This window comes from Ilumatobacteraceae bacterium, from assembly GCA_033344875.1.
Classification (GTDB): domain Bacteria; phylum Actinomycetota; class Acidimicrobiia; order Acidimicrobiales; family Ilumatobacteraceae; genus Ilumatobacter.
In genome coordinates this window covers 1,711,303-1,734,502 of the sequence record JAWPMO010000001.1, presented here as the reverse complement: position 1 = coordinate 1,734,502, position 23,200 = coordinate 1,711,303, and the positions used below count along the sequence as shown (strand labels likewise).

The 23,200-nt window shown below is 69.0% G+C and carries 20 protein-coding genes and 1 tRNA gene; 15 read left to right on the top strand and 6 right to left on the bottom strand.

Features of this window, described 5'->3' with window-relative positions; all coding sequences use genetic code 11:
- The first annotated feature begins 87 nt into the window (after nt 1–87).
- Nucleotides 88–1,494, top strand: a complete 1,407-nt coding sequence (locus tag R8G01_08210; GenBank protein ID MDW3213961.1) for a TldD/PmbA family protein — start codon at nt 88–90, stop codon at nt 1,492–1,494.
- Nucleotides 1,494–2,837 (top strand): TldD/PmbA family protein, encoded by a 1,344-nt coding sequence (locus R8G01_08205; GenBank protein ID MDW3213960.1) that lies wholly within the window; start codon nt 1,494–1,496, stop codon nt 2,835–2,837. The genes R8G01_08210 and R8G01_08205 overlap by 1 nt, the downstream gene beginning before the upstream one ends.
- A gap of 30 nt (nt 2,838–2,867) precedes the next feature.
- Here the strand turns inward: R8G01_08205 and R8G01_08200 are convergent, their stop codons facing one another.
- A complete protein-coding gene (locus R8G01_08200; GenBank protein ID MDW3213959.1) occupies nt 2,868–3,677 on the bottom strand; it encodes a sugar nucleotide-binding protein in 810 nt (269 codons plus the stop codon).
- A gap of 34 nt (nt 3,678–3,711) precedes the next feature.
- Here R8G01_08200 and R8G01_08195 point away from each other — a divergent pair, with 34 nt between their 5' ends.
- The gene (locus R8G01_08195; protein ID MDW3213958.1) at nt 3,712–4,539 is read left to right on the top strand and encodes an undecaprenyl-diphosphate phosphatase; all 828 of its coding nucleotides are present in this window, start codon (nt 3,712–3,714) and stop codon (nt 4,537–4,539) included.
- Here R8G01_08195 and R8G01_08190 read toward each other — a convergent pair whose 3' ends face one another.
- From R8G01_08190 to R8G01_08180, 3 genes are all read right to left on the bottom strand, one after another.
- Nucleotides 4,540–5,130 (bottom strand): hypothetical protein, encoded by a 591-nt coding sequence (locus tag R8G01_08190; protein MDW3213957.1) that lies wholly within the window; start codon nt 5,128–5,130, stop codon nt 4,540–4,542.
- Between the two features lie 79 nt (nt 5,131–5,209).
- Nucleotides 5,210–6,010, bottom strand: a complete 801-nt coding sequence (locus R8G01_08185; GenBank protein MDW3213956.1) for an S-methyl-5'-thioadenosine phosphorylase — start codon at nt 6,008–6,010, stop codon at nt 5,210–5,212.
- A gap of 3 nt (nt 6,011–6,013) precedes the next feature.
- Entirely contained in the window at nt 6,014–6,391 is a 378-nt protein-coding gene (locus R8G01_08180; protein MDW3213955.1) for an FmdB family transcriptional regulator, read from the bottom strand.
- A 104-nt stretch (nt 6,392–6,495) separates the two neighbouring features.
- Here R8G01_08180 and R8G01_08175 point away from each other — a divergent pair, with 104 nt between their 5' ends.
- Nucleotides 6,496–7,356, top strand: coding sequence for a UTP--glucose-1-phosphate uridylyltransferase (locus R8G01_08175; protein ID MDW3213954.1), 861 nt, complete (start codon nt 6,496–6,498; stop codon nt 7,354–7,356).
- A 23-nt stretch (nt 7,357–7,379) separates the two neighbouring features.
- Here the strand turns inward: R8G01_08175 and R8G01_08170 are convergent, their stop codons facing one another.
- Complete coding sequence (locus R8G01_08170) at nt 7,380–7,937, bottom strand: putative glycolipid-binding domain-containing protein (GenBank protein ID MDW3213953.1); 558 nt, start codon at nt 7,935–7,937, stop codon at nt 7,380–7,382.
- A 46-nt stretch (nt 7,938–7,983) separates the two neighbouring features.
- Between R8G01_08170 and R8G01_08165 the strand changes: the two genes are divergently transcribed.
- From R8G01_08165 to R8G01_08125, 9 genes are all read left to right on the top strand, one after another.
- The gene (locus R8G01_08165; protein ID MDW3213952.1) at nt 7,984–9,201 is read left to right on the top strand and encodes a molybdopterin molybdotransferase MoeA; all 1,218 of its coding nucleotides are present in this window, start codon (nt 7,984–7,986) and stop codon (nt 9,199–9,201) included.
- A 43-nt stretch (nt 9,202–9,244) separates the two neighbouring features.
- The gene (gene moaA / locus R8G01_08160) at nt 9,245–10,243 is read left to right on the top strand and encodes a GTP 3',8-cyclase MoaA (protein ID MDW3213951.1); all 999 of its coding nucleotides are present in this window, start codon (nt 9,245–9,247) and stop codon (nt 10,241–10,243) included.
- A 4-nt stretch (nt 10,244–10,247) separates the two neighbouring features.
- Nucleotides 10,248–11,225: a hypothetical protein gene (locus R8G01_08155; GenBank protein ID MDW3213950.1), complete on the top strand. Its 978-nt coding sequence runs from the start codon at nt 10,248–10,250 to the stop codon at nt 11,223–11,225.
- A gap of 298 nt (nt 11,226–11,523) precedes the next feature.
- The gene (locus R8G01_08150; protein MDW3213949.1) at nt 11,524–15,972 is read left to right on the top strand and encodes a PKD domain-containing protein; all 4,449 of its coding nucleotides are present in this window, start codon (nt 11,524–11,526) and stop codon (nt 15,970–15,972) included.
- Between the two features lie 47 nt (nt 15,973–16,019).
- Nucleotides 16,020–16,502 carry a cyclic pyranopterin monophosphate synthase MoaC gene (moaC, locus tag R8G01_08145; GenBank protein ID MDW3213948.1) on the top strand — a complete coding sequence of 161 codons (483 nt, stop codon included), beginning with the start codon at nt 16,020–16,022 and terminating at the stop codon, nt 16,500–16,502.
- Nucleotides 16,503–16,661: 159 nt separating this feature from the next.
- The gene (locus tag R8G01_08140) at nt 16,662–17,300 is read left to right on the top strand and encodes a hypothetical protein (GenBank protein ID MDW3213947.1); all 639 of its coding nucleotides are present in this window, start codon (nt 16,662–16,664) and stop codon (nt 17,298–17,300) included.
- Between the two features lie 49 nt (nt 17,301–17,349).
- A tRNA-Ala gene (locus R8G01_08135) sits at nt 17,350–17,422 on the top strand.
- Between the two features lie 74 nt (nt 17,423–17,496).
- Nucleotides 17,497–17,967, top strand: a complete 471-nt coding sequence (locus tag R8G01_08130) for an SRPBCC family protein (protein ID MDW3213946.1) — start codon at nt 17,497–17,499, stop codon at nt 17,965–17,967.
- On the top strand, nt 17,967–18,533 hold the full coding sequence (locus R8G01_08125; GenBank protein MDW3213945.1) for a dienelactone hydrolase family protein: 567 nt from the start codon (nt 17,967–17,969) through the stop codon (nt 18,531–18,533). The genes R8G01_08130 and R8G01_08125 overlap by 1 nt, the downstream gene beginning before the upstream one ends.
- A 15-nt stretch (nt 18,534–18,548) precedes the next feature.
- Here the strand turns inward: R8G01_08125 and R8G01_08120 are convergent, their stop codons facing one another.
- Nucleotides 18,549–22,043: an indolepyruvate ferredoxin oxidoreductase family protein gene (locus R8G01_08120; GenBank protein ID MDW3213944.1), complete on the bottom strand. Its 3,495-nt coding sequence runs from the start codon at nt 22,041–22,043 to the stop codon at nt 18,549–18,551.
- Nucleotides 22,044–22,143: 100 nt separating this feature from the next.
- Here R8G01_08120 and R8G01_08115 point away from each other — a divergent pair, with 100 nt between their 5' ends.
- Both R8G01_08115 and R8G01_08110 read left to right on the top strand, forming a co-directional pair.
- The gene (locus R8G01_08115) at nt 22,144–22,599 is read left to right on the top strand and encodes an Lrp/AsnC family transcriptional regulator (GenBank protein ID MDW3213943.1); all 456 of its coding nucleotides are present in this window, start codon (nt 22,144–22,146) and stop codon (nt 22,597–22,599) included.
- Between the two features lie 209 nt (nt 22,600–22,808).
- Entirely contained in the window at nt 22,809–23,195 is a 387-nt protein-coding gene (locus R8G01_08110) for an HNH endonuclease signature motif containing protein (protein MDW3213942.1), read from the top strand.
- Nucleotides 23,196–23,200: the final 5 nt, after the last annotated feature.

Sequence of the window (23,200 nt, the reverse complement as noted above, 5' to 3'; positions counted from 1 at the left end):
TAACGCCCGGTCGGCTGCGAGACACGAACAGGACAGGTGACGGTCGTGTGACGTTCACCCGGCCGACGGCCCGTAGGCTTCATCGTCGTGATCGATCAGGACGTCATTGAACGCACGCTGGGGGTCGCACTCCGGACGGGTGCCGACTTCGCCGAGATCTACGCCGAGGACAAACGCAACACCTCCGTGTCGCTCGACGACGGGCGCATCGAACAGGTCACCTCCGGTCGCGATCGTGGGGCCGGGATCCGGGTGATCAAGGGCGAGACCACGGGGTTCGCACACTCCAGCGACCTGAGCGAGCAAGGTCTCGCCGAAGCAGCGCGGGCCGCTGCGGCCGCAGCGAGCGTCGGCGACGGCGGGACGCGCACGGTGGCGCTCAGCCCGAGCGCTCCGACGCCGGTCAACGTCGTCGACCAGTACCCCGAGTCGATCCCCAAGGCCACCAAGGTCGCCATGGTGCAGCGCCTCGACGACGCGGCCCGCAGCGCAGGCGGCGAGATCGTGCAGGTGTCGGCCGGCTACGGCGACAGCCGGAAGCGGGTACTGATCGCGAACAGCGACGGCGTGTTCGTCACCGACGACATCGTCCGGGTCCTCGCCCGGATCAGCGCGGTCGCCGACGGCGACGCCGGCATGCAGACCGGCTTCCAATCGATGGGCCACACGATCGGGTGGGAGGTCTTCGACCCCGAGCACGAGATGTACGTCGACCTCGACGCGCTCGCCCGCGACGCCGCCCGCCAGGCGATCGTCAAGCTGAATGCCCGACCCGCTCCGTCGGGTGCGATGCCCGTCGTCATCAAGAACGGCACGGGTGGCGTGCTCTTCCACGAGGCGTGCGGCCACGGCCTCGAAGCCGACCACATCCAGAAGGGCGCATCGGTCTACGCCGGCAAGGTCGGCGAACTGGTCGCGTCACCGCTCGTCACGCTGGTCGACGACGGCACGATGGCGGGGGAGTGGGGCACGCTCGCCGTCGACGACGAGGGCCACGCGACCCGACGCAACGTGCTGATCGAAGACGGCGTGCTGACCGACTACATGTGGGACCACATCCGGTCGCGCAAGGCCGGTCGCGGCCCGTCGGGCAACGGCCGACGGCAGAGTTACATGCACCTGCCGATGGTGCGGATGACCAACACGTTCGTGATGGACGGCCCCGACGACCCCGACGAGATCGTCGCCTCGACCGAGCAGGGCGTGTACGTGAGCCACCTGGGCGGTGGCAGCGTCAACACCGCGACCGGCGACTTCGTGTTCGGCATGAACGAGGCGTATCTCATCGAGAACGGCGAGATCACCGAGCCGCTGCGTGAGGGCAACCTGATCGGCAACGGTCCGCAGGTGCTGCGCGACATCGACATGCTCGCGAATGACTTCGCCATGGGGAACCCCGGCACGTGCGGCAAGGACGGCCAGGGTGTGCCGGTCGGCGACGGCCAACCGACGCTGCGGGTCAAGTCGCTCACCATCGGCGGGACGGCAGCGTGATGCGGAACGATCTGCTCGACATCGTCGACGGTGTCGTCGCCCAGGCCGGCCCGAACGAACACGTCGAGGCGTTCGTGTCGCGAGGCGGCGAGACCGAGGTGCGGGTGTACGAGGGCGAGGTCGAACACTTCGTGGCCGCCCAGGCCGAAGGCATCGGCGTCCGGGTCATCAGCGAGGGCCGGACCGGCTTCGCGTACGCCGGCACGCTCGAGCCGGCCGCCGTCGCCGAGGTGTTGGCCGAGGCCCGCGACAACGTGCAGTTCGGCACGGTCGACGAGTGGGCCGGACTCGCCGAGCCCGATGGCGTCGCCGTCACCGATCAGCCGCTCTGGAACGACGAGCTCGCCGACTACCCGACCGATCGCAAGATCGAGCTCGCCAAGGAACTCGAGCGCCTGACCACCGGAGCCGACACCCGGGTCCGCATCGATGACTCCAACTACGCCGATGCCTACGGCGAGACCGCGGTCGCGACCACGACCGGGATCCGGCAGTGGGGTCGCGAGAACGGCTGCTACGTCAGCATCTCCACGCTCGCCGACGACGGCGACGAGACCCAGACCGGGTTCGGGTTCAGCGTCGGTCGCGCACCGACCGCGCTCGACCTCGATCGGGCCGCCGCCGAGGCGGCCGAGCGGGCGACCCGGCTGCTCGGTGCGACCAAGCCCGCATCGGAGCGCATCACGGTCGTGCTCGATCCCTTCGTCACGGCGCAGTTCCTGGGCATCATCTCGTCGACGCTCAACGGCGAGGCCGTGGTCAAGGGTCGGAGCCTCTTCAAGGACCGGCTCGGCGACGAGGTCGCCCCCTCGTTCGTGCACCTGGTCGACGACCCGACGAACCCGCTCGCCTACACGGCGACCGACGTCGACGGCGAGGGGCTCGCGGCACGCCGCAACGCGCTGATCTCCGACGGGCGACTCGAGATGTTCACGCACAACTCGTATTCGGCCCGCCGGGCCGGCACCGTGTCGACCGGGAATGCGACGCGGGGCGGCTTCGGTGGGACGCCGGGCGTCGGTGCCCTGGCGCTCTCGCTCGAGCCGGGCTCCCGCTCGCAGGCCGAGATCGTCGCGGGCATCGACCACGGGCTGCTGGTGCAGAGCGTGACCGGCATCCACTCGGGCGTCAACCCGATCAGCGGCGACTTCTCGACCGGAGCCGCCGGGCTGATGATCCGGAACGGCGAGGTCGCCGAGCCCGTTCGTGAGTTCACGATCGCGTCCACGTTGCAGCGCATGCTGCTCGACATCGTCGAGGTCGGTGGCGACATCGACTGGTTGCCGATGCGGGCCGCCGGCGTGAGCCTCGTGATCGGCGACGTGACCATGTCGGGCGCCTGAGTCCGGCCGCTCCGCCTCGATCGGCCGTGTTCACCACACGTCGGCGGGGCCGCGCACGGCGATGCCGTGCGACGCCGCCCGGCTCGAGTCCAACACCACCCTCGACGACCTGGTGAGGCCCGACTCGGCGATCGTCGAGAACCGCAGGCGCGACTCGTCCCAGCCGTGTCGTCGGGCCGCCATCACCGCGAGCTCGGCACGGCTGAGCGGGTCGGGGCCGCCGAGGTGCAGCGGACCGCACAACTCGGGCATCGTCGCCAGGTCGACGAGCGACGCTGCGAGGTCGCCGACCATCACCGGGCTGCGGATCTCGTCGATGAAGAACGCCGGTGACGTGCGTCCGGCGATCGCATCGTGGACTGCGCGTTCGTGCACCGACAGCTCGTCGTTCCCGCAGATCAGCGAGGTCCGGACGAGCACCGCGCCGGGGTCGATCTGGGCGACGGCGGATTCGGCGTCGGCCTTGTCGGCCCCGTAGTCGGTGACCGGGTCCGGCGGATCGAGTTCGGTGTACGCGGCGATCTGCCCGGCGAAGACGGCATCGCTCGACACGTGGACCAGTCGGGCGCCGACCGAGCGCGCGGCCCAGGCGACGTTCGCCGACGCGTCGACGATCGTCGCCCGATCCCCCTTGCGGTAGGCGGTGTGGACGACCACGGCCGGCTTCCAGTCGCGCATCAACGCGTGGATCGTGTCGCGATGTCGGAGATCGGCCGATCCGGAGCCGGGGGCGATCACCTCCCACGACTGGCTCGCCGGTCCGTTGACGATGTGGCGACCGAGGAACCCCGAGCCGCCGGTGACGAACATGCGACGGGTGCGTCGTGGTCGGATCGTCATGTTCGGGATCGTAGGACGATACGGTCCTGCGGCGATGCCGATCCTCCACGCCATCGTCCTCGGGCTCGTCCAGGGTCTCTCGGAGTTCCTCCCGATCTCGTCCAGCGGTCATCTCGTGCTCACGCGCTGGTTCTTCGGGTGGGACGAGCAACCCGACGATGTCACCAAGGCCTTCGACGTCGCCCTCCACTTCGGCACGTTCGTCGCCGTGGTCCTCTACTTCCGACACGACCTCGTCCGCTACGTGCGGGAGGGCGTGCGCCTGATCTGGAGCCGGGAACGTCCGGTCGATGCCGACGGTCGGATCGCCTGGTTGCTGGTGGTCGCCACGATCCCGGCCGCGTTGGTCGGCGCGCTGTTCGAGGACTGGATCGACGAGCGGTTCGGCACGCCGAACATCATCGCGATCTCGCTGATCGTCTTCGGCCTGCTGCTCTGGTGGGCCGACCGTGCCGCCGGTCGACGGCCGGTCGACGAGTTCCACACCCGGGATGCGCTGCTCGTCGGCGCGGCGCAGGCGCTCGCGCTGAATCCCGGCACGTCGCGCTCGGGCATCACGATGACGGCCGCCCGGCAGATCGGGTTCGATCGCGACGCGGCGGTTCGGATCAGCTTCCTGATGAGTCTCCCGGTGATCGCCGGTGCCGTCGTGCTGAAGGTCGGCGGCCTGATCGTCGACGGTGTGCCCGAGGGTTTGGTCACGCCGATGATCGTCGGCGTGGTGACGAGTTTCGTGGCCGGCCTGGCCGCGGTGTGGGGCACGCTCCGGCTCGTGCGCACCCGGAGTTTCACGCCGTTCGTGGTGTATCGCGTCGCCCTCGGCGTCGTCGTGCTCGGCGTCGCCGCCGCCGGCTGGCGCTGATCAGGGGACCAGGAGCAACGTGACGCCGACGTGGTCGGCGAGCGCAGCGATCGCCGCTGCCTCGTCGGTCGGCACGGCGACCAGCGACGATCCGTCGTGGTGGCCGACGACGATGGCGTCGGTGCTCAGCACCACGCCGTCACCCGCCACGCGCACCCGGTCGCCGACCGCCGCACCCGACACGGGTGACTCGTTGACCGGAACCGCCACCCACCCACGGGGCGTCAGCGCCTGCGGGCCGGAGGGAGCGACGACGTCGACCGTGTGCACGATCTCGCCGACCGCCACGTGCTGTCGGGCGGTGAGCCCGTCGACGTCGGAGGTCGCGCCGTCGGGCACCATGGCACGGGGGAGATCGCGACGCTCGGCCGACACGGGGTCGCCGGGTGCGAGGTCGGCGGTCGCCACCCAGACGCTCCGGGTCTCGCCCCAGGCCGCCCGACGGTCGTCGACGCGATCGGATCGTTCGAGCATGGAGGCCCCGGCGCCGAGCGCAGCCAGGCCGACCACCGCCCAATAGATCCACGGGTGTTTGACGAGGAGTCGGCGCAGCGTCACCGCGGCGGCCGACACGACAGCGGGAGAAGACATTCGAACCCTCCTGATCGGTGAGATGCAGCAGGGGAAGTCGGTACCGGAACGCTATCCGGCACCCCGCCGGTTCCGCGGCTCAGTCGATCGCTGGGATCGCGGTGTGGAGGAGCGCACCGAGCCGCTCGATGTTGGAGTTCATGACCCGCAACACCGCGGACATCGTGACGGGTTCGTGGCCGTCGACGCCGGCGTCGTAGTCGGTGACGAGCGCCACGGTGGCGTAGGGCAGGCCCGCCTCGGCGGCGAGCACCGATTCGGGGTATCCGGTCATGTTGACCACCGACCACCCCATCTGCCGGAACCAGCTGCTCTCGGCACGGGTCGAGAAGCGGGGACCGTTGATGATCACCATCGTGCCGCCGTCGTGCACCGACCGGCCGGTGGTGCGGGCAGCCCGGACCAGGTGGGCGCGCAGGTCTGCGTCGTACGGTTCGGCGAACGCCTGGTGGTGGACGGCACCCTCCGACCCCGGTGTCCCCGCCGGCGCACCGACGTCGTGGAACGTGTCGGCGCGCCCGTATGTGCGGTCGACGAGTTGGTCGACGACGACGAAATCGCCGGGGTGCAGATCGGGTTGCAGCGACCCGCACGAGCACGGGCCGATCAGCGAGCGGACCCCGAGCGAGGCCATCGCCCACACGTTTGCCCGGTAGGGCACCCGGTGGGCCGCGAACTCGTGTCGTCGCCCGTGCCGGGGGAGGAACGCCACGCGGCGTCCTGCGACGTCACCGACCCGGATCGGGGCCGCGGTGTCGCCGAACGGTGTCTCGATCGTGACGTCGACGGCGTCGTCGACGAAGTCGTAGAACCCCGAGCCGCCGATGATCCCGATCTCCGCACCCAGCTCGGACGCCCGATCGCTGAGTGGGATGAGCACGTGTCAGTCGCTCGAGGTGCTCGACGAACTCGTCGACTTGGTCGACTTCGTGGACTCGGACGACGTCGACGACGAGGAGGAATCCGACGACTTGGACGAATCGGACGAGGTCGAGGAGTCGGAACCCTTCGACGAGTCGGAGGAACTCGAGCCGCTGTCGCCGCCGGTGGCGCCGTCCGACTTCTTCGCGCCGGACCGGTTGTCGGTCTTGTAGAAACCGTCGCCCTTGAACGTGACGCCGACCGGGAGGAAGACCTTCTTGACCGGCATGGTCTCGCCGGTCTCCGGGTGTGCGTATTCGGTCAGGGTGTCGTCGGTGAACGACTGCTGGATCTCGACGGTCTCGTCGGTGTCGATGAACTTGTACACGTAGGTCGGCATGGCGAGGGACAAGATATCGGCCGGTCGGCCCGACATCACGCCCGAACGGGTGATCGCCGTGAGGCTCCCCGTCTCCTGTGACGAGTGCCGGTAATGTCCGGGCCATGCAGGTCCGTAGTGCCGTGATCCCCGCCGCCGGAATGGGAACCAGGTTCCTGCCGGCCACCAAGGCCGTGCCGAAGGAACTGATGCCGATCGGCGACACGCCCGCGATCCAGATCATCATCGACGAGGCGCTCGGTGCCGGGATCGACCACATCGTCGCCGTCAGCAGTCGGAGCAAGCCGGCGATCGAGGCGTACTTCGCCCCGGACGACGCGCTGATCGAGGCGCTCAAGGAGAAGGGGAAGGACGACGTCGCCGAACGTCTCGCGAGCATCGGTCGCGACTGGCGCGTGACGATCGCCTATCAGGACGATCCGCGAGGGCTCGGCCACGCGGTCGGGTGTGCCCGCGAGGCGGTGGGCGACGAACCGTTCGCGGTGCTGCTCCCCGACGAGCTGATGGGCGACTCGTCGCTGCTCGCGCAGATGAACGGCGTGTGTGCGAGCACCGGTGGCAGCGTCGTGGGTGTGAAACAGGTGCCGCGCGAGCAGGTCAGCTCGTACGGCGTGCTCGCTCCATCGGGGCCGATCGACGACGACGGCGTGATCCCGGTGCGCGACCTGGTGGAGAAGCCGCCGGTCGACGAGGCGCCGAGCGAGTACATCATCATCGGCCGCTACGTGTTGACGCCCGACGTGTTCGACGAGATCGAGCAGCTGACCCCCGGCAGCGGTGGCGAACTCCAACTGACCGACGCGCTCCGGGCGCAGGCTGCCCGCTCGCCGTTCTCCGGCGTGCTCTCCGACGTCGACCGCTACGACACCGGCAACCCGGTCGGGTTCCTCGAGGCGGCGATCGCATTCGCACTCAAGAACCCGGAGATGTCCGAGCCGATCCGCACGCACCTCGCCACGCTCTGACGACGTCGCCGGGTGAGCGACCGTCAGCGGATACGGCGGAAGCGGTCGCCGACGTCGTGCGGTAGCCCGTACTCGTCGACGTCGAACTCGGCGACCGCACCGGCGTGGGTGTGACGCCAGCCGCGCTCGGTGAGCCGTTCGTAGCGGACGAGCGAGGGGACCACACCCAGCGTCTCGACGTCGACGTGCAGGACCGAGATCTCGGCGGTGTGCCCGACGAGCAGCGGGAGCCGCCGGATCGGGATCGTGTGCATGAACGGCGAGGAGGCGAGCGCGAGATCGGTGGCACCGTCGAGGTCGGGACGATGTGCCCCGTTGACCTCGCCCCACCGGCCGTGCCCGTCGGTGCCCAGCCAGAGGTCGGCCTCCTCCAGGTCGCGGAACAGCAGGAACTGGCTGACCTGCCACTGCGCGGTGAGACGCACCACGTAGTCGACCTGGTGAGCCGCGTCGTGCCCCGTGGCGGTCCACCCCTCGTTCTCCCATCGCAGGGAGACGTCATGGCCGTGCTCTGCGGATTCCCAGCGTGCTGCGAGTCCGTCGGCGGGCAGTGCGAGGTGGCCGGTGACGTCGCTGCTCATCGGTCCAGTCTGCCGTGCCACCCTGGGGAGCGGTACCGTGCCCGATGTGACCCCGCTCGAGGATGCCCAGTCGTTCGTGATCGGAGCCTGCCCCAGGCTCGCCCCGGTCACCGTGTCGTTCGTCGAGGCCGAGGGCTGTGTGTTGGCCGACGACGTCGTCGCGGCCGAGGAGGTGCCTCCGTTCGACAACACCGCCGTCGACGGCTACGCGGTACAGGCTGCCGACACCGCTGCGGCCCCGATCGAACTGCCCGTGGTCGACGAGGTCGCGGCCGGCGCCGCGACCGATCGCGAACTCGCACCCGGTGAGGCGATCCGGATCATGACCGGTGCGCCGATGCCGGCAGGGGCCGACGCGGTCGTGATGGTCGAGGAGACCGAGCGGCTCGACGGCGAACGGGTTCGGATCAACACCGCGGTCACCGCCGGAGCCGCCGTCCGACGGGCGGGCGACGACGTGCGTCCCGGCGATCGGTTGTTCCCGGCGGGCACGGTCGTGACGCCGGCGATCGTCGGCGTGCTCGCGAGCATCAACGCGCGCACCGTGTCCGTGGTGCCACGCGCCACGGTCGCCGTGCTGTCGACCGGCGACGAACTGGTCGAAGACGGCGGTCCGCTCGCCCCGGGGCAGATCCGCGAGAGCAACCGCAAGATGCTCGCCGGCATGCTCCGCGAGTCGGGCTGCGAGGTCGTCGACCTGGGCAACGTGCTCGATGACGAGGCTGCGCTCGAGTCCGTGCTGCGTGACGCTGCGGGGAGGTGCGACGCGATCGTCAGCAGCGGCGGCGTGAGCATGGGCGACTACGACGTCGTCAAGGCCGTGCTCGGTCGTATCGCCGACATGAACTGGATGCAGATCGCGATCAAGCCGGCCAAGCCGTTCGCCTTCGGCACACTCGACGGCACGCCGATCTTCGGGCTCCCCGGCAATCCGGTCAGTTCGATCGTGAGCTTCGAGATGCTCGCACGCCCGGCGCTGCGCCGGATGATGGGACACGGCAAGCTGGCACGTCAGAGCCTCGTCGCGATCACCGACGACGGGCTCGAACGTCGACCCGATGGCAAGGTGCACCTGATGCGTGTGCTCGCAACGTTCCGCGACGACGGCCGATGCCACGTGCGGTCGGCGCGGGCCCAGGGCAGCCACCAACTCGCCGCGACGGCACTCGCCAATGCGATCGCGGTCGTCCCCGACGGCGACGGGCTCGCCCCGGGCGCCGAGGTGGCCGTCGTGCTGCTCCAGGGCTCAGCGCTCGGCGCCTGAGCTACGAACAGCGACACGACCGCTCGGCACGTAGGCTGGACCCATGTCGGAGCACGGGGCACGCGATCTGGTCGATCCGTTCGGCCGCGTCGTGCGCGACCTGAGGATCTCCGTCACCGACCGGTGCAACTTCCGCTGCACCTACTGCATGCCGGAAGAGGGCATGCAGTGGATGCCGCGCTCGGAGATCCTGACGTTCGAGGAGATCGAGCGCCTCGCTCGCATCTGCGTCGAGCGCTACGGCTTCGACGGCATCCGGCTCACCGGTGGCGAGCCGACGATCCGTGCGCACATCACCACCCTCGTCGCCAAGCTGGCGGCGCTCGGCGTCGACGTCGCGATGACGACCAACGGAGCGACGTTGCGCAACTGCGCCCACGATCTGCGTCAGGCCGGCCTCAACCGGATCAACATCAGCCTCGACACCCTCGATCGCGAGAAGTTCGCCCGGATGACACGTCGCGACGAACTCGACAACGTGTTGCTCGGCATCGAAGCGGCCAAGAGCGCCGGGTTCGATCCGGTCAAGATCAATGCCGTCGTCGAGCGGGGTGCCAACGACGACGAGATCGTCGACCTGGCCCGCTTCGGCCGCGACGAGGGCGTCGAGGTCCGGTTCATCGAGTTCATGCCGCTCGACGCGAGCGACGAGTGGCAGCGCAGCAAGGTGGTCGGGCAGGACGAGATCGTCGAGCAGCTCGCCGAGGTGTGGCCGCTCGAGCTCGTCCCCGCCCGCGGCGCCGCACCGGCCGATCGCTGGCGCTACCTCGACGGTGGCGGGACCGTCGGTGTGATCCCGACCGTCACCAAGCCGTTCTGCGGCGACTGCGACCGGGTCCGGCTCACCGCCGACGGCCAGTTCCGCACCTGCCTCTTCGCCACCGACGAGTTCGATCTGCGGGCCGCGCTGCGCAACGGCGAGACCGACGAACAGATCGCGGCCCGGATCCATGCGGCGGTCGGCACCAAATGGGCCGGTCATCAGATCAACCAGGTCAACTTCATCCGTCCGACCCGGACGATGAGCCAGATCGGCGGCTGAACGCGTGCGCCGCAGCGCCGCGCTGTGGATCGCCGTCGCCGCCGCCTCGATCGGTGGCGTCGCGCTGGCCGCGATCACTCGTATCGACGAGGCGGCGACCGTCGGCGAGCAGGCCGAACGCATCCGCGATGCCCGTCCGTCGGTCGGCGGCTGCCACGTGTTCCCGGCCGACAACGCCTGGAATCGTCGGGTCGACACCGACCCGCTCCGCGCTGATTCCGACGCGATCATCGCCACGATCCAGGCCAACGGTGGGACGCGGCTGCACCCCGACTTCGGCGAGAACCCCGACTACGGCATCCCGTACGTCGTCGTGGGTGCCGATCAGGCGGAGGTCCCGATCGAGTATCGGGCGTACGGCGACGAGAGCGACCCCGGCCCGTTCCCCGTGCCGCTCGACGCACCGGTCGAGGGTGGCAGCGGTGCGACGGGCGACCGCCACGTGCTGGTGGTCCGGTCGGGCACCTGCGAGTTGTTCGAGTTGTATCGGGCGTTCCGTTCGGGTGCGGGCTGGGCGGCCGACAGTGGGGCCCGCTTCGATCTGGGGTCGAACGACCTGCGCCCGCTCGGTTGGACCAGCGCCGACGCCGCAGGCCTGCCCATCCTCCCCGGGCTCGTGCGGTACGACGAGGTCGCCGCCGGTTCGATCGACCACGCGATCCGCATCACGTTCGCTCGCACGCAGGACGGCTACATCCTGCCGGCGACCCATGCGGCGTCGAACCGGTCCGATCCCACGTTGCCGCCGATGGGTCTGCGCCTCCGCCTGAAGGCCGAGTTCGACGTCGACTCGCTGACCGGCCAGGCGAAGGTGATCGCCGTGGCGATGCAGCGATACGGGGTGATCGTCGCCGACAACGGATCCAACTGGTTCTTCCAGGGCGCGCCGAGTCCCACGTGGGACGACGACGATCTCGGCCGGCTCACAGGGGTCAGCGGCGACTGGTTCGAGGTGGTCGACACCGGGCCGATCCGGCGCTGAAGAACCGCTCGGCGCTGCCGAATCCGGCGCCCGACCCAGTTTGGGCACTCTCTGTGTTCACGCGAACGCTGCCGTGGAAATCCGTCGAACGCTGGGGAAACATTCGGTCAAGAACGTCAGATACTGCTCGACTTTTCGAGAGCTGAACGCGTAGAGTGACGATTCTTATCGCCACCCTAGGCGGTCGAGTTCCAAGGCGGAATCGAAAATGTGGCGGAAGATTGCCCTGTTCGTGTTGTTCTCGTTCGTGGTCGGAGTCGGAACCATTCCGGCGTCCACCGCACTGGCGGTCCCGCCGATGTTCCGAGCATCGGTCACCGCGAACTCCAGTGGTGCGAACCCGGCGATCGTCGTACCTGCGACGGTGCAGGGCGGTGACCAACTGTTGCTGATCGTCACCGCGAACACGTCGACCACGGCCGGCACGCCTGCCGGCTGGACGCTGCTCGGCACTCGCCAGGACGGCGGCCCCGATGTCACGTCGTGGGTCTTCGCCCGCACCGCGGCGGCCAACACCGCCGGCACCACGGTCGTGACGCCGCTCGGCGGTTCGGCGAAGTCCTCGCGGATGCTCCTCGCCTACGCGGGTGGCGCACCGACGGTGACCGCCACGTCGTCGGTGATCCCCGGGAATACGGTGGCGCTCACGACACCTGCGGCATCGATCGCCGCTGCCGACACGGTGGTCGTCAGCTACTGGGCCAACAAGACCTCGGGCAACACCGGATGGGTGTTGCCGGCCGGTGTCACCAACCGGGCGAGTTCCCTCGGCAGCGGATCCGGTCGGATCACCGCAGCGATCGGCGACGCCGTCGTCGGCGCGGGCAACTGGCCGGGGGCCACTGCCACATCGAGCGTCACCAGCGGCAAGGGGATCGGCTGGACCGTCGTCATCCCCGCGTCGAGTGTTCCCACGAACCAGCTGCCGACGGCGACGTTCACGTCGTCGTGCGTCCACCTCACCTGCAGCTTCGATGCGTCGGGCTCGACCGACCCCGACGGCTCGATCGTCGCGTACACCTGGAACTTCGGGGACGGGTCGTCGGCGAGCGGCCTCAACGTGAGCAAGACGTACAGCGCCGCCGGGACCGACACGGTGGCGCTCGCGGTCACCGACGATCGTGGGGGCATCGGCGTCGCCACCCGGTCGGTCACGACGACCGCCCCACCGATGGGTGGGGGAGCCCTGCCGCCGTCGACCACACGCACCGACATGCCACGGATCACCACCGGTGAGATCACCGACCTGGAGTACATCGGCAACCGGGTCTTCATCGCCGGGACCTTCTCGTCGATCGCCAACAATCGAGGTGGCAACACGACCTCGTACAACCAGCGCTATCTTGCTTCGTTCAACCTCGACACCGGTTTGGTCGATGCCGGCTTCCGCCCGACATTCGACTCCACGGTCCAGGAGATCGAGGCGTCGCCCGACGGCAGACGTCTCTACGTGGTCGGTCGCTTCAACACGGTGAACGGCGTGACGAAGCGCAAGATCGCGGCGCTCGATCCGGTGACCGGTGCGGTCATCCCCGGATTCACCGCCCACGCCAACGCCGCCGGTACGGCGGTCGAGGCCACGAACTCGACGGTGTACGTGGGCGGCCAGTTCTCGGCGGTCAACGGAACGCCCCGGACCGGGCTGGCGGCGCTCGACGCCACGACCGGAGCGGTCGTCAACGGTTTTGCCAACGACCTGTCCGGTGGCATCGGCGTCAACGGATTGTTGACCGTCCAGGCGCTCGTGCTCTCGCCCGACCTGAACACGTTGCTGGTCGTCCACACCGGTCGCCGGATCGCAGGGCAGGACCGCTACGGCGTCGGCCTCATCGACACCCGGAGCAACCAACTGCTGCCGTGGCGCACCCGGCTCTGGGAGGACAACCTGCAGTTCGTCGGCGGCATCCAGCGTGCGTACGCGGGCGCGATCTCCCCGGACGGTCAGTACTTCGTGGTGACCAGCGGGTCGGGCGGCGACCGCCCGCCGATCAACGACACGGCCATCGCGTTCTCGCTGACCGGCGGAGACTTCGCCGAACCGCTGTGGATCTCGCGGTTGTTCGACAGCGTGTATTCCGTCGCGATCAGCGCCGATGCCGTCTACGTCGGCGGACACTTCAACTACGCCGAATCCCCATCGGCACCCGACCCGTGGCCCGGGCTCACCAACGTCGGCTACGGCCGCGGGCAGGGGCTCGCCGGCTACGGCCTCGGCGACGACATCGTCATCCGGAACCACATCGGCGCCCTCGACCCGGCCGACGGCAAGTCGCTCGAGTGGAACCCCGGATCGAACTCGTTCGAGGGGAACAAGGCGATGCTCGTGCATCCCCGCGGCGTCATCACCGGCGGCGACGCGTTGACGCAGGGGTCGGCGAACGTCGGTCGAATCGCGGTGTACGACTTCGCCGCGGTGCCGGCGGTCGGCCAGAACGAGACGGCGATCACACTGCCGATCGAGGGGCGTGTCGCCCGAGCCGACGAGGAGTTCGTGATCGAAGGCACGGCGACCGCGACCAGTGGGGTTCGGCGGGTGCAGCTCGAGATCCAGGACCGCGACCGCAACCTGTATCTGCAGGACGATCTCACCACCTGGGGTGCGTTCAACACGATCTACGTGCCGCTCGCGTCGCCGAACGCCACGTCGACGACGTGGTCGCAGCCCGTCACGCTCTCGGGGAACCGCCGGATCATCCTGCGAGCGCGAACGGTCGGACTCAACAACAGTCAGGATGCGTCGAAGGCGATCAAGACGTTCGAGACGTTCGGTCTCGCCGACGAGACGCCGGCGACGTCGATCAACGGCCCGTCGGGATCCGTCATTCCGACGTTGGTCTTCACGTTGACCGGAACCGCGGGCGACGACTTCGGGGTCAACGCGATCAACTACTCGGTCCGCGACGTCCAGAACCGGTATCTCCAGGACGACGGCAGCGTGAGCGGGACCTACAACACGTTCCGAGTCCAACCGGATGTGATCGGGGCGACGAGCGCGACGTGGTCCGCCGAGGTCACGGTGCCCTACGAGAGCCAGTGGAGCGTGGAGGCGATCGCCGTCGACACCGCCGGCCAGGCCGACCTCCGCGGCGCCGCTCGCACGTGGATCGTGAGTGCAACGGCCATCGCGCCGACGGTCACGATCACCGCCCCGGCGGCTGTGAACCCGCCGACGGCGACGGCACCGATCACGATGCTGCCCGGTGCCGCGGTGACGTTCTCCGGGACCGCGATCGATGACGAGGGACTCAAGAACGTGGAGATCACCCTTCGGAACACGGTGACCCGCGAGAACCTCGCCAACGATGGCAGCTGGGGCGTCGACTCGTTGGCCGGCGTGTTCCGGATTTCGCCGCTCAACCTGTCGGGCACGACCTACAACTGGTCGTACACCACCCCGTTCGACCTGGCGCCCGGGAGTTATGTCTTCTCGGTGCGGGCCACGGACGATCTCGACCTCACGACCACGTCGGCCAACCGCGGCAACCTCACGATCAACGTGCAGGTGCCCGACGACCTCCCGCCCGACGGCCGCCTCGACATCACCGGCACCCAACCCAACCAGCCGTCGCTGCAGCTCGATCTCACGGGTACGGCGACGGACGACATCGGGGTGGCGTCGGTGATGGTCACGCTTCGTGAACGCGAGAGCGGCCGGTACGTGCAGGCGAACGGCTCGCTGTCTGCTGCGTTCCACCTGCTGCCGACGGTGCTGGCGAACCCCGGTGCGACGAGCACGACCTGGTCGTACTCGACCACGCTGCTCGCACAGGGTGACTACGACGTGACTGCGTTCGCGTTCGACACGAGTGGACAGCAGGACCCGTCGACGTCCGGCGCGACGGCTCGCTACCGCTTCTACCCGGGCGACCAGCCACCGGTCTTCAACGAGACGTTGTTCTCGCCGAGCGACGGCGCCTCGTTCGACGACGGCAAGATCGTTGTGAGCGGTCGGGTCGAGGACGACCAGCAGATCGCCCAGGTGCAGATCGCGATCGTCGACGGCGCCGGCCGCTACATGAACAGCAGCGGGGCGTTCACGAGCACGACCGCGAGCTACCGCAGCGCGTTCCTCAACAGCCCGGGGTCGCCCGGATCGAACTTCTCGTACACGTCGCCGGTCATCCCGGCCGGGGTGTACACGGTGCTCGCTCGAGGCGTCGACCAGCACGGGTTCATGACCTCACCGTCGTACCAGCGCACCGGGATCACGGTGGCGGCGCCGGCGAACCAGCCGCCGGTCGCGAACTTCACGTACAGCTGCACCGAGAACGTGTGCTCCTTCGACGGGCGGAGTTCGACCGACGAGAACGTCACGACCCTCGTCTACTCGTGGTCGTTCGGCCAGGGGTCTGCCAGTGGTCCGGTGCCGACGCGCACGTACACGGCGCCAGGGACGTACACGGCCGTCCTGACGGTGCGCGACGAGTACAACGCCACGGCGACCTTCTCGCTCACGTTGCCGCCGATCACCGAGCCGACCGGCAACCTGCCGCCCGTCCCCACGATCGGCACCCCGTCGTGTGTCGGGCTGGTCTGCAACTTCTCGGGTGTGGGTTCGGCCGACCCGAACCCCGGTGACACGTTCTCGTACCGCTGGGACTTCGGCGACGGCGGTTCGACGTCGTCGTCGACGGCGCCGGCTCGGACCTTCCCGGCGCCGGGTACGTACACGGTGACGCTGACGACCACCGACGGGTGGGGCAAGGCTGCGACCGTCACGCGGACCGTGACCGTCGTCGCAGCCTGACCGCGAGGGCTCGTCGACCGTCGGCCACGGGTTACGGTGGGCGGGGCATGAGCGATCTCGAATTCACCCACCTGGATCCGATGGGTCACGCCCGTATGGTCGACGTGACCCCGAAAGAGCCGACGCACCGCCGAGCGGTCGCCCGGTGCAAGGTGTTCATGAAGCCCGAGACGACCGCGGCGATCGCCAACCGTGAGGTCAAGAAGGGCGACGTGCTCGCCGTGGCCCGGGTCGCCGGCATCCAGGCGGCCAAGCGCACGTCCGACCTGATCCCGCTCTGCCACCCGCTCCTGGTCGGTGCGGTGTCGATCAGCTTCGACATCGGCGACGATCACGTGGCGGTCGAGGCGTTCGTCGACACCGTCGACCGCACGGGTGTCGAGATGGAGGCATTGCACGCGTGCTCGACCGCGGCACTCACGATCTACGACATGTGCAAGTCGGCCGATCGTGGCATGACCATCGGCGATCTGGCCCTGTGGGAGAAGACCGGTGGTCGTTCCGGCACCTATCGGCGGCCCGAGGAGTGAGTCGGCACGATCGCCCCATCGGCCCCTGACGTTGCCGTGTGTGTTACGAATGTCGTAGAATCGTAATGAAACGTCGGACCTGACCGATCCTGCTGCGGCGGGGCCGCTCCGATCTCGGCGACAAGTCTCGAATCCTCATCACAAAGGAACGTGTCACACATGGGCGAACTCGTCCTCCTGGTCGTCGCAGCTGCTTGGGCAGCCGTGCTGATTCCACCACTGCTCCGTTCCCGGATCGAAAACCGTCCGAACTCGTCGGTGACCGATTTCCGTCGCCAGCTCAACCGGCTGCAGAGCACGGTGCCCAACCGAGCTGCAGGTCCGATGCGTGGCGGCATGGCTCGCCCGTTGGCGCAGAGCCCGCTGCACCGTCCCGCAGCCGCCGGCCGCCCGGGTGTGCAGGCGGCGCAGCTGCGTCGTGGCGGCACCCGTGCCCACGGCGGACGGGCGACGGCCGCGGCCGCCGCACCGGTTCGTGAGGCCGCACCGCGACGCCGCAGCCACGGCGATCCCACCGGTGGTCAGCCTCGTCCGAGCCGGGCAGAGCAGCAGCGTCAGGCGCCCGCCCGTCACGCCACCTCGGCTGCCGACCAGGTGCGCCGCCGTCGCTCGAACGTGCTGTTCATGTTGGTGCTCGCCGCCGGCAGCACGCTGTTCCTCGCCGCGACCACCAAGGAGACGGTGATGCTGTACCTGTTCGCCATCGCCTTCCTCGGTCTGTGCGGCTACATGTACATGCTCGCCCAGCTCCGTCAGCGTGAGACCGGCAATTGGCCGAACGACTGGATGCAGCACTGAGTCGGGTCGCTGCTCGCGGAACCGGCCGATACACTGCCGTCCGCACTACGGGGCTGTAGCTCAGTTGGCAGAGCGCGTCGTTCGCAATGACGAGGTCAGGGGTTCAATTCCCCTCAGCTCCACACGAAACCCCAGGCTCCGGCCTGGGGTTTCTTCGCGTTCGGGCCCCGCTCGTGCGCTGTGACATCGTGGGCGGATGAGCGACACGTCGAGCACGAGCCCCACGAGCGGTTCCGCCACGATCGAGATCTCGGCTTGCCCCGAGGCGGTCTTCGCGATCCTGACCGACCTCGACCGGCTCCCCCTACTGAGCCCGGAGAACGAGCGGTGTGAGTTCCTCGGCGACTCGACCATCGTGGAGATCGGAGCGAGGTTCCGTGGCTACAACCGGGTCCGCGACTACGAGTGGCACGCCGACTGCGTCGTCACCGAACTCGAGCCGGGTCGGTCGTTCGCCTACGAGGTCCCGCCGCAGTTCGAACACGCCACCACGTGGCGGTACGTCGTCGAGTCGCACGGCGACGGCTGCATCGTGACCGAGTCGTTCGAGGCGCCGATGCTGGCGCTGCCCGAGGTGTATCCGGGCAAGATCGAGGGACGGCGCGACCACCTCGAACGAGCCTGCGCCACCACGCTCGCGAACCTGAAGACCATGGCGGAGGCCTGATGGTGGACGTCATCGTGTTCCACCACGCCCTGGGGGTGACGGCGGGTGTGCGCGCGTTCGCCGACCGCCTGATGGCCGCCGGTCATCGGGTGATGGTGCCCGACCTCTACGACGGCGAGACGTTGGACACCATCGAAGCCGGTGTCGGCCACGCGGAGGCGATCGGATTCGACACGATCATCGACCGGGGCGTGGCGGTCGTCACGGCGACCGACGAACCGTTCGTGACGATCGGGTTCTCGCTCGGGGTGCTCCCGGCGCAGAGCCTCGCGCAGACGCACCGGCGGGCGGTCGGCGCGGTGCTGTGCCATGCCGCGATCCCGCTCGGCACGTTCGCCGACGACTGGCCCGAGGGTGTGGCGCTCCAGTTGCACAACGCACCCGACGACTCGTGGGGCGACCTCGACGAGGCGCAGGCCCTGGCCGCGGCGGTACCGGGCGCCGAGCTGTTCCGGTACGACACGGCGCGTCACCTCGTCGCCGACTCGAGCGTCGACGACTACGACGCCGACATCGCCGAGCAGATCATCGACCGCACGCTCATGCTGCTTGCGACCGTCTCCTGACCGTCCTGGTGGATCTCAGGCGCGGTACTCCGTGAGCGCTGCCTCGACGGCGGAGCGGTACTCGGCGACGCGGCGCAGCTTGAGGTCTTCGTAGCCGCGGATCATGTCGGGGAGACCGGCGATGTCGACGGCGCGGTCGAGCCGGTCGGGGGTGAGCGACGCGTAGACGACGGACATCGTGGCGAGGTACTCGTCGGGGAGCGCGGCTTCGGTGCGTCGCATCTCGGTGCGGCCGAACGGGTCGAGTCGGGTGCTCCGCAGTCGTTTGCCGCGTCGGAGCGCGCCGAACACCGGCTTGGCCCAGGTGCCGATCGACAGCTTCGACTCCATACCGAACGCCTTCAGCATCGGTGGGTGGAGCCGCCAGGTGACCGCGGCACCGGGGCCCCCGACGGCCTGAGCCGCCTCTTCGCCCTCGGGCAGCAGCATGAGGCGGGCGACCTCGTACTCGTCCTTGTACGCCATCAGTTTGTGGAGGCTGCGGGCGACGGCTTCGGTCAATCGTGACGAGTTCGGCACCGCTGCACGCTCGTGCTCGGCGGCGGCGGTCACGGCATCGAGGAATCGGTCGGCGTACGCCTCGTCCTGGTAGGCGACGAGGTCGGCGGCGAGCATGGTCACGAGGTCGCGGAAGGCGCCCGCCGGCGTGATCGCCGCCATCCGGGCCCCGAGACGGTCGGGGAGATCGGGGACCGTGATCGTCGTGGTGTGACCGGTGTGCCGGGGAACCAGCGACTCGACCGCCGTGTGGTCGTGTGCCCAGCGGCGTCCCCAGTCGAACGCGGCGAGGTTGGCGTCGACCGCGACGCCGTTGAGCTCGATCGCGGTCTCGATCGACGTCACCGAGACCGGCACGTGGCCCAGCTGCACGGCGACGCCGAGCAGGAGCACGTTGGCTTGGGCCTCGTTGCCCGTCAACGCAGCCGACAGGCGTGTCGCATCGAGGAGTTGGTGCGATCGGGTGCTCGCCGTGAGTCGATCGGTGATCGACTCGATCGGATAGGGGATGTCGGGGTGCGAGATCATGCGACCGGTCGGTGTCTCGGCGGTCGAGGCGATCACGACGGTGCGGTCGGGGTCGGCGGCGGCGAGGGCGCCGTCGTCGGCGGCGACCATCGCGTCGAACGCGAGGATCAGTTCGGCTTGGCCGTCGCCGACCAGGTTCGAGGAACCGTGGTGGTCGTGGGCCAGCACGACGTCGCTGATGACCGGCCCGGCCTTCTGACTGAGGCCGGTCTGGTCGAGCCCACGCACCTCCCAACCGTCGAACATGGCGGCGGTGGACAGGACCTGGGCGACGGTGACGACACCGGTGCCACCGATGCCGGCCAGTCGTATCCGCACGAGGTCGGTCTCGGTGTCGAACTCCGGGTCGGGCACGTCGCCGGCCGGCGTCGAATGGCCTGGCGCGTCGGGGCCCGGGCCGACCTCGACGGTCATGAACGCAGGACAGTCGCCCTGGAGGCAGCTCTCGTCGAAGTTGCACGACGCCTGGTCGATCGTGGTCTTCCGGCCGAGCGGTGTGTCGATCGGCTGCACCGACAGACAGTTGCTGACGTCGCCACAGTCGCCGCACCCCTCGCAGATCCGGTGGTTGATCACGACCCGCCGGGTCGGCATCTCGAGCCTGCCGCGCTTGCGGTCGCGGCGGAGTTCGGCGGCGCAGAACTGGTCGTGGATCAGGACGGTCACGCCGGGGGTGGCGGCGAGTTCGGCCTGGACGGCCACGATGTCGGTGCGGTCGTGCACCTCGACGCCCCGTGGCAGGGTGATGTCGTCGTAGCGGGCGGTGTCGTCGGCGGTGACGGCCACCTTGCTGACGCCGTGTGCCAGGAGGATGGTCACCAACTCGGGCACTGCGATCGGTGAGGTGGAGTCCTGGCCGCCGGTCATCGCGACGGTGCCGTTGTAGAGGATCTTGAACGTGATGTTCATGCCGGCACCGATGCAGTACTGCAGTGCGAGCTGTGCCGAGTGGAAGAACGTGCCGTCGCCGTAGTTCTGGAAGATGTGGTCGGTCTCCACGAAGGGGGCCATGCCGACCCACTGGGCGCCCTCGTTGCCCATCGCCGTGATGCCGATCGTCTCGCCGACCCGATCCTCGTCCATCAGGAGCGACATGCCGTGGCAGCCGGTACCGGCTCCGACGAGTGCGCCGTCGGGCACCTTGGTGCCCCAGTTGTGGGGGCACCCCGAGCAGAAGAACGGGGTCCGGTTGACGGCGAGTGGGATCAGGGCGCGCTCGCGGGCGGGTTGTGGCGGTGGCGCGAGGCGGTCGGCCAGGCGGGGAGCGAGGCGTTCGCGGAGACCGGGCATCATCGCATCGGCGTCGAGTCGACCCCAGGACTGCATCAGGGTGCGCCCGTCCTCGTGCGTCTTGCCGACGACCAGCGGCTGGGGCCCTCGCCCGTACAGCGCGTCCTTGATCAGCCATTCGAGCGTCGGGTTCTTCTCCTCGACCACGACGATCTCATCGAGCCCGCGGGCGAACGTGCGCACCAGGTCGGCGTCGAACGGCACCGGCATCCGGAGCTGGAGCACGCGCACGCCGGCGGCGGCCAACTGCTCGGGGCCGTCGAGGCCGAGCCGGCGGAGGGCGTCGAGCATCTCGTGGTAGGTGAAACCGGTGGCGACCAACCCGATCCACGCGTCGGGCGGGTCGATGCTGATGCGGTTGAGACCGTTGTCGACGCCGTAGCGCTGGGCGAGGGGCAGACGCACCTCGCGGAACTCGCGCTCGACGTCGAGCATCCGCCGGCCGAGGAACTTGGCGGTCGGGTGGCTCACCCACCGTTCGCCGTCGATCTCGATCGTGGGGATGATCGGATCGGTGTCGAGCACCGGCAGCGTGACGGTGCCCGACCCGTCGGCGACCGGGGTGACGATCTTCATCGACGACCACAGACCCGACGCCCGGGACATCGCGACCGCGTGCAGGCCGAGTTCGATGCACTCGCTCATCGTGCCCGGATAGAGGATCGGCATGTGGAGGTCGACGAGCGACGCGTCGGACGACGACGGCATCGTCGACGACTTGCAGGCGGGGTCGTCGCCGACCAGCACGACGGCGCCGCCGTTCGAGCTCGACCCGGCGAACACGCCGTGGCGCAGTGCGTCGCCGGCGCGGTCGAGACCGGGTGCCTTGCCGTACCAGAACCCGACGACGCCGTCGCGGGTGGCGTCGGGCCGGCCCTGGGCGAGCTGCGACCCCATCACCGAGGTGGCGCCCAACTCTTCGTTGACCGCTGGTTGGTGGACGATCGGGAGGTCGGGGACGAGCTTGCGGACGCGGGCGATCTCGAGGTCGAAGCCGCCGAGCGGCGAGCCTGGGTAGCCGGACAGGAACGCCGCAGTGTTCAACCCAGCAGCTCGGTCGCGTCGCAGCTGCTCGACCGGGATGCGGGCGAGCGCCTGGATACCGGTCAGGAACACCTCGCCCCGCTCGCGCCGGTACCGGTCGGCGAGCGTGTAGCTCTCGGTCGGCGGATGATGGATCGGGGTGTCGGTCACGGTGGCCTCCTGGCGATCCATCTCACCAGAGCTGCGCTGATGTGGCAAGCATCCGTATCGGACCGAAATATCTGCGACGCAATTGGGTAATCTGCCGAACATGAACGACATCGATCGCCGGATTCTCGCCGAATTGCAGATCGACGCGCGGCGCTCGAACAAGGACCTCGCTCTGGCGTGTGGGGTCTCACCGTCGACGATGCTGCACCGAATGCGGGCGCTCGAGGCCGACGGGGTGATCCGTGGGTATCACGCCGACATCGCTCCCGAGGCGCTCGGGCGACATGTGGAGGCGTTGGTGTCGGTGCGGCTCCAGCCGAAGACGCCGGCCGCCGTCGAGGAGTTCATGGATGCGATCTGGTCGCTCGACGAGACGATTGCGGTCACGATGCTGACGGGCGCCTATGACGTGCTGGTGCACGTCAGCGTGCGTGACGTGAAGGCGCTGAGCGAGACCGTGTTGACCGCCGTCGCCAACGCCCCGCACGTCAGCGACGAACAGACCTCCATCGTGTTCGAACACCGAGCCAAGAAGGTCCTCGGCGCGCTCGACTGAGACGCATCCAGCACTCAGCCGAATCGTGGGGATCCAGGACGGTCCTCCGACGTGAGCAGTATCCACGGGCGGTGTCGCGATTCCGGGGCTGGGAGGCTCAAGAACGCGACAGGGTCTGCCAATCGTCGAGCACACCGATCCATCCGACGTTGTTGTTGCGAGCCCTCCTGACGGGTCATGTCCGTCGGGTGGTCGTCGATTCGGCGGGGGTGGCGACCGATCTGGGACGCCGGCAACGGTTGTTCACCGGCAGCGCCCGAGAAGCGGCGAAGCTGCTGACCCGAACCTGCACGCACCCGGATTGTCGAGTGCCGTCCCGGTTCGCCGAGGTCGATCACATCGACGAATGGGCAGGTGGCTCCGGCGCGACCGATCAGCACAACGCCGATGTCCGATGCGGTGGGCACAACCGGTTCGAACACCGACAACGATGGCGAACCCGACGTGACCGGAACGGCCGCAGCTCCTCGATCCGACCCGACGGCACGATCGTGCTGCCGGTCGGTGAACGCGAGCCCGATCTCACCTCCGACGAACTCACCCGCATCGCACGAGCGCTGGTCGCTGACCTGGTGCCGCTCCAACCGGCCGGCTGAGCGGA

Excerpts from the sequence above, each read along its gene's own strand:
- R8G01_08170 (MDW3213953.1), bottom strand. The coding sequence starts at position 7,937 with ATGAGCAGCGACGTCACCGGCCACCTCGCACTGCCCGCCGACGGACTC.
- R8G01_08195 (MDW3213958.1), top strand. The coding sequence starts at position 3,712 with ATGCCGATCCTCCACGCCATCGTCCTCGGGCTCGTCCAGGGTCTCTCG.
- R8G01_08190 (MDW3213957.1), bottom strand. The coding sequence starts at position 5,130 with ATGTCTTCTCCCGCTGTCGTGTCGGCCGCCGCGGTGACGCTGCGCCGA.
- R8G01_08200 (MDW3213959.1), bottom strand. The coding sequence starts at position 3,677 with ATGACGATCCGACCACGACGCACCCGTCGCATGTTCGTCACCGGCGGC.
- R8G01_08130 (MDW3213946.1), top strand. The coding sequence starts at position 17,497 with ATGAGCGACACGTCGAGCACGAGCCCCACGAGCGGTTCCGCCACGATC.
- R8G01_08140 (MDW3213947.1), top strand. The coding sequence starts at position 16,662 with ATGGGCGAACTCGTCCTCCTGGTCGTCGCAGCTGCTTGGGCAGCCGTG.
- R8G01_08125 (MDW3213945.1), top strand. The coding sequence starts at position 17,967 with ATGGTGGACGTCATCGTGTTCCACCACGCCCTGGGGGTGACGGCGGGT.
- R8G01_08205 (MDW3213960.1), top strand. The coding sequence starts at position 1,494 with ATGCGGAACGATCTGCTCGACATCGTCGACGGTGTCGTCGCCCAGGCC.
- R8G01_08150 (MDW3213949.1), top strand. The coding sequence starts at position 11,524 with ATGTTCCGAGCATCGGTCACCGCGAACTCCAGTGGTGCGAACCCGGCG.
- R8G01_08115 (MDW3213943.1), top strand. The coding sequence starts at position 22,144 with ATGAACGACATCGATCGCCGGATTCTCGCCGAATTGCAGATCGACGCG.
- moaA (MDW3213951.1), top strand. The coding sequence starts at position 9,245 with ATGTCGGAGCACGGGGCACGCGATCTGGTCGATCCGTTCGGCCGCGTC.
- moaC (MDW3213948.1), top strand. The coding sequence starts at position 16,020 with ATGAGCGATCTCGAATTCACCCACCTGGATCCGATGGGTCACGCCCGT.
- R8G01_08175 (MDW3213954.1), top strand. The coding sequence starts at position 6,496 with ATGCAGGTCCGTAGTGCCGTGATCCCCGCCGCCGGAATGGGAACCAGG.
- R8G01_08180 (MDW3213955.1), bottom strand. The coding sequence starts at position 6,391 with ATGCCGACCTACGTGTACAAGTTCATCGACACCGACGAGACCGTCGAG.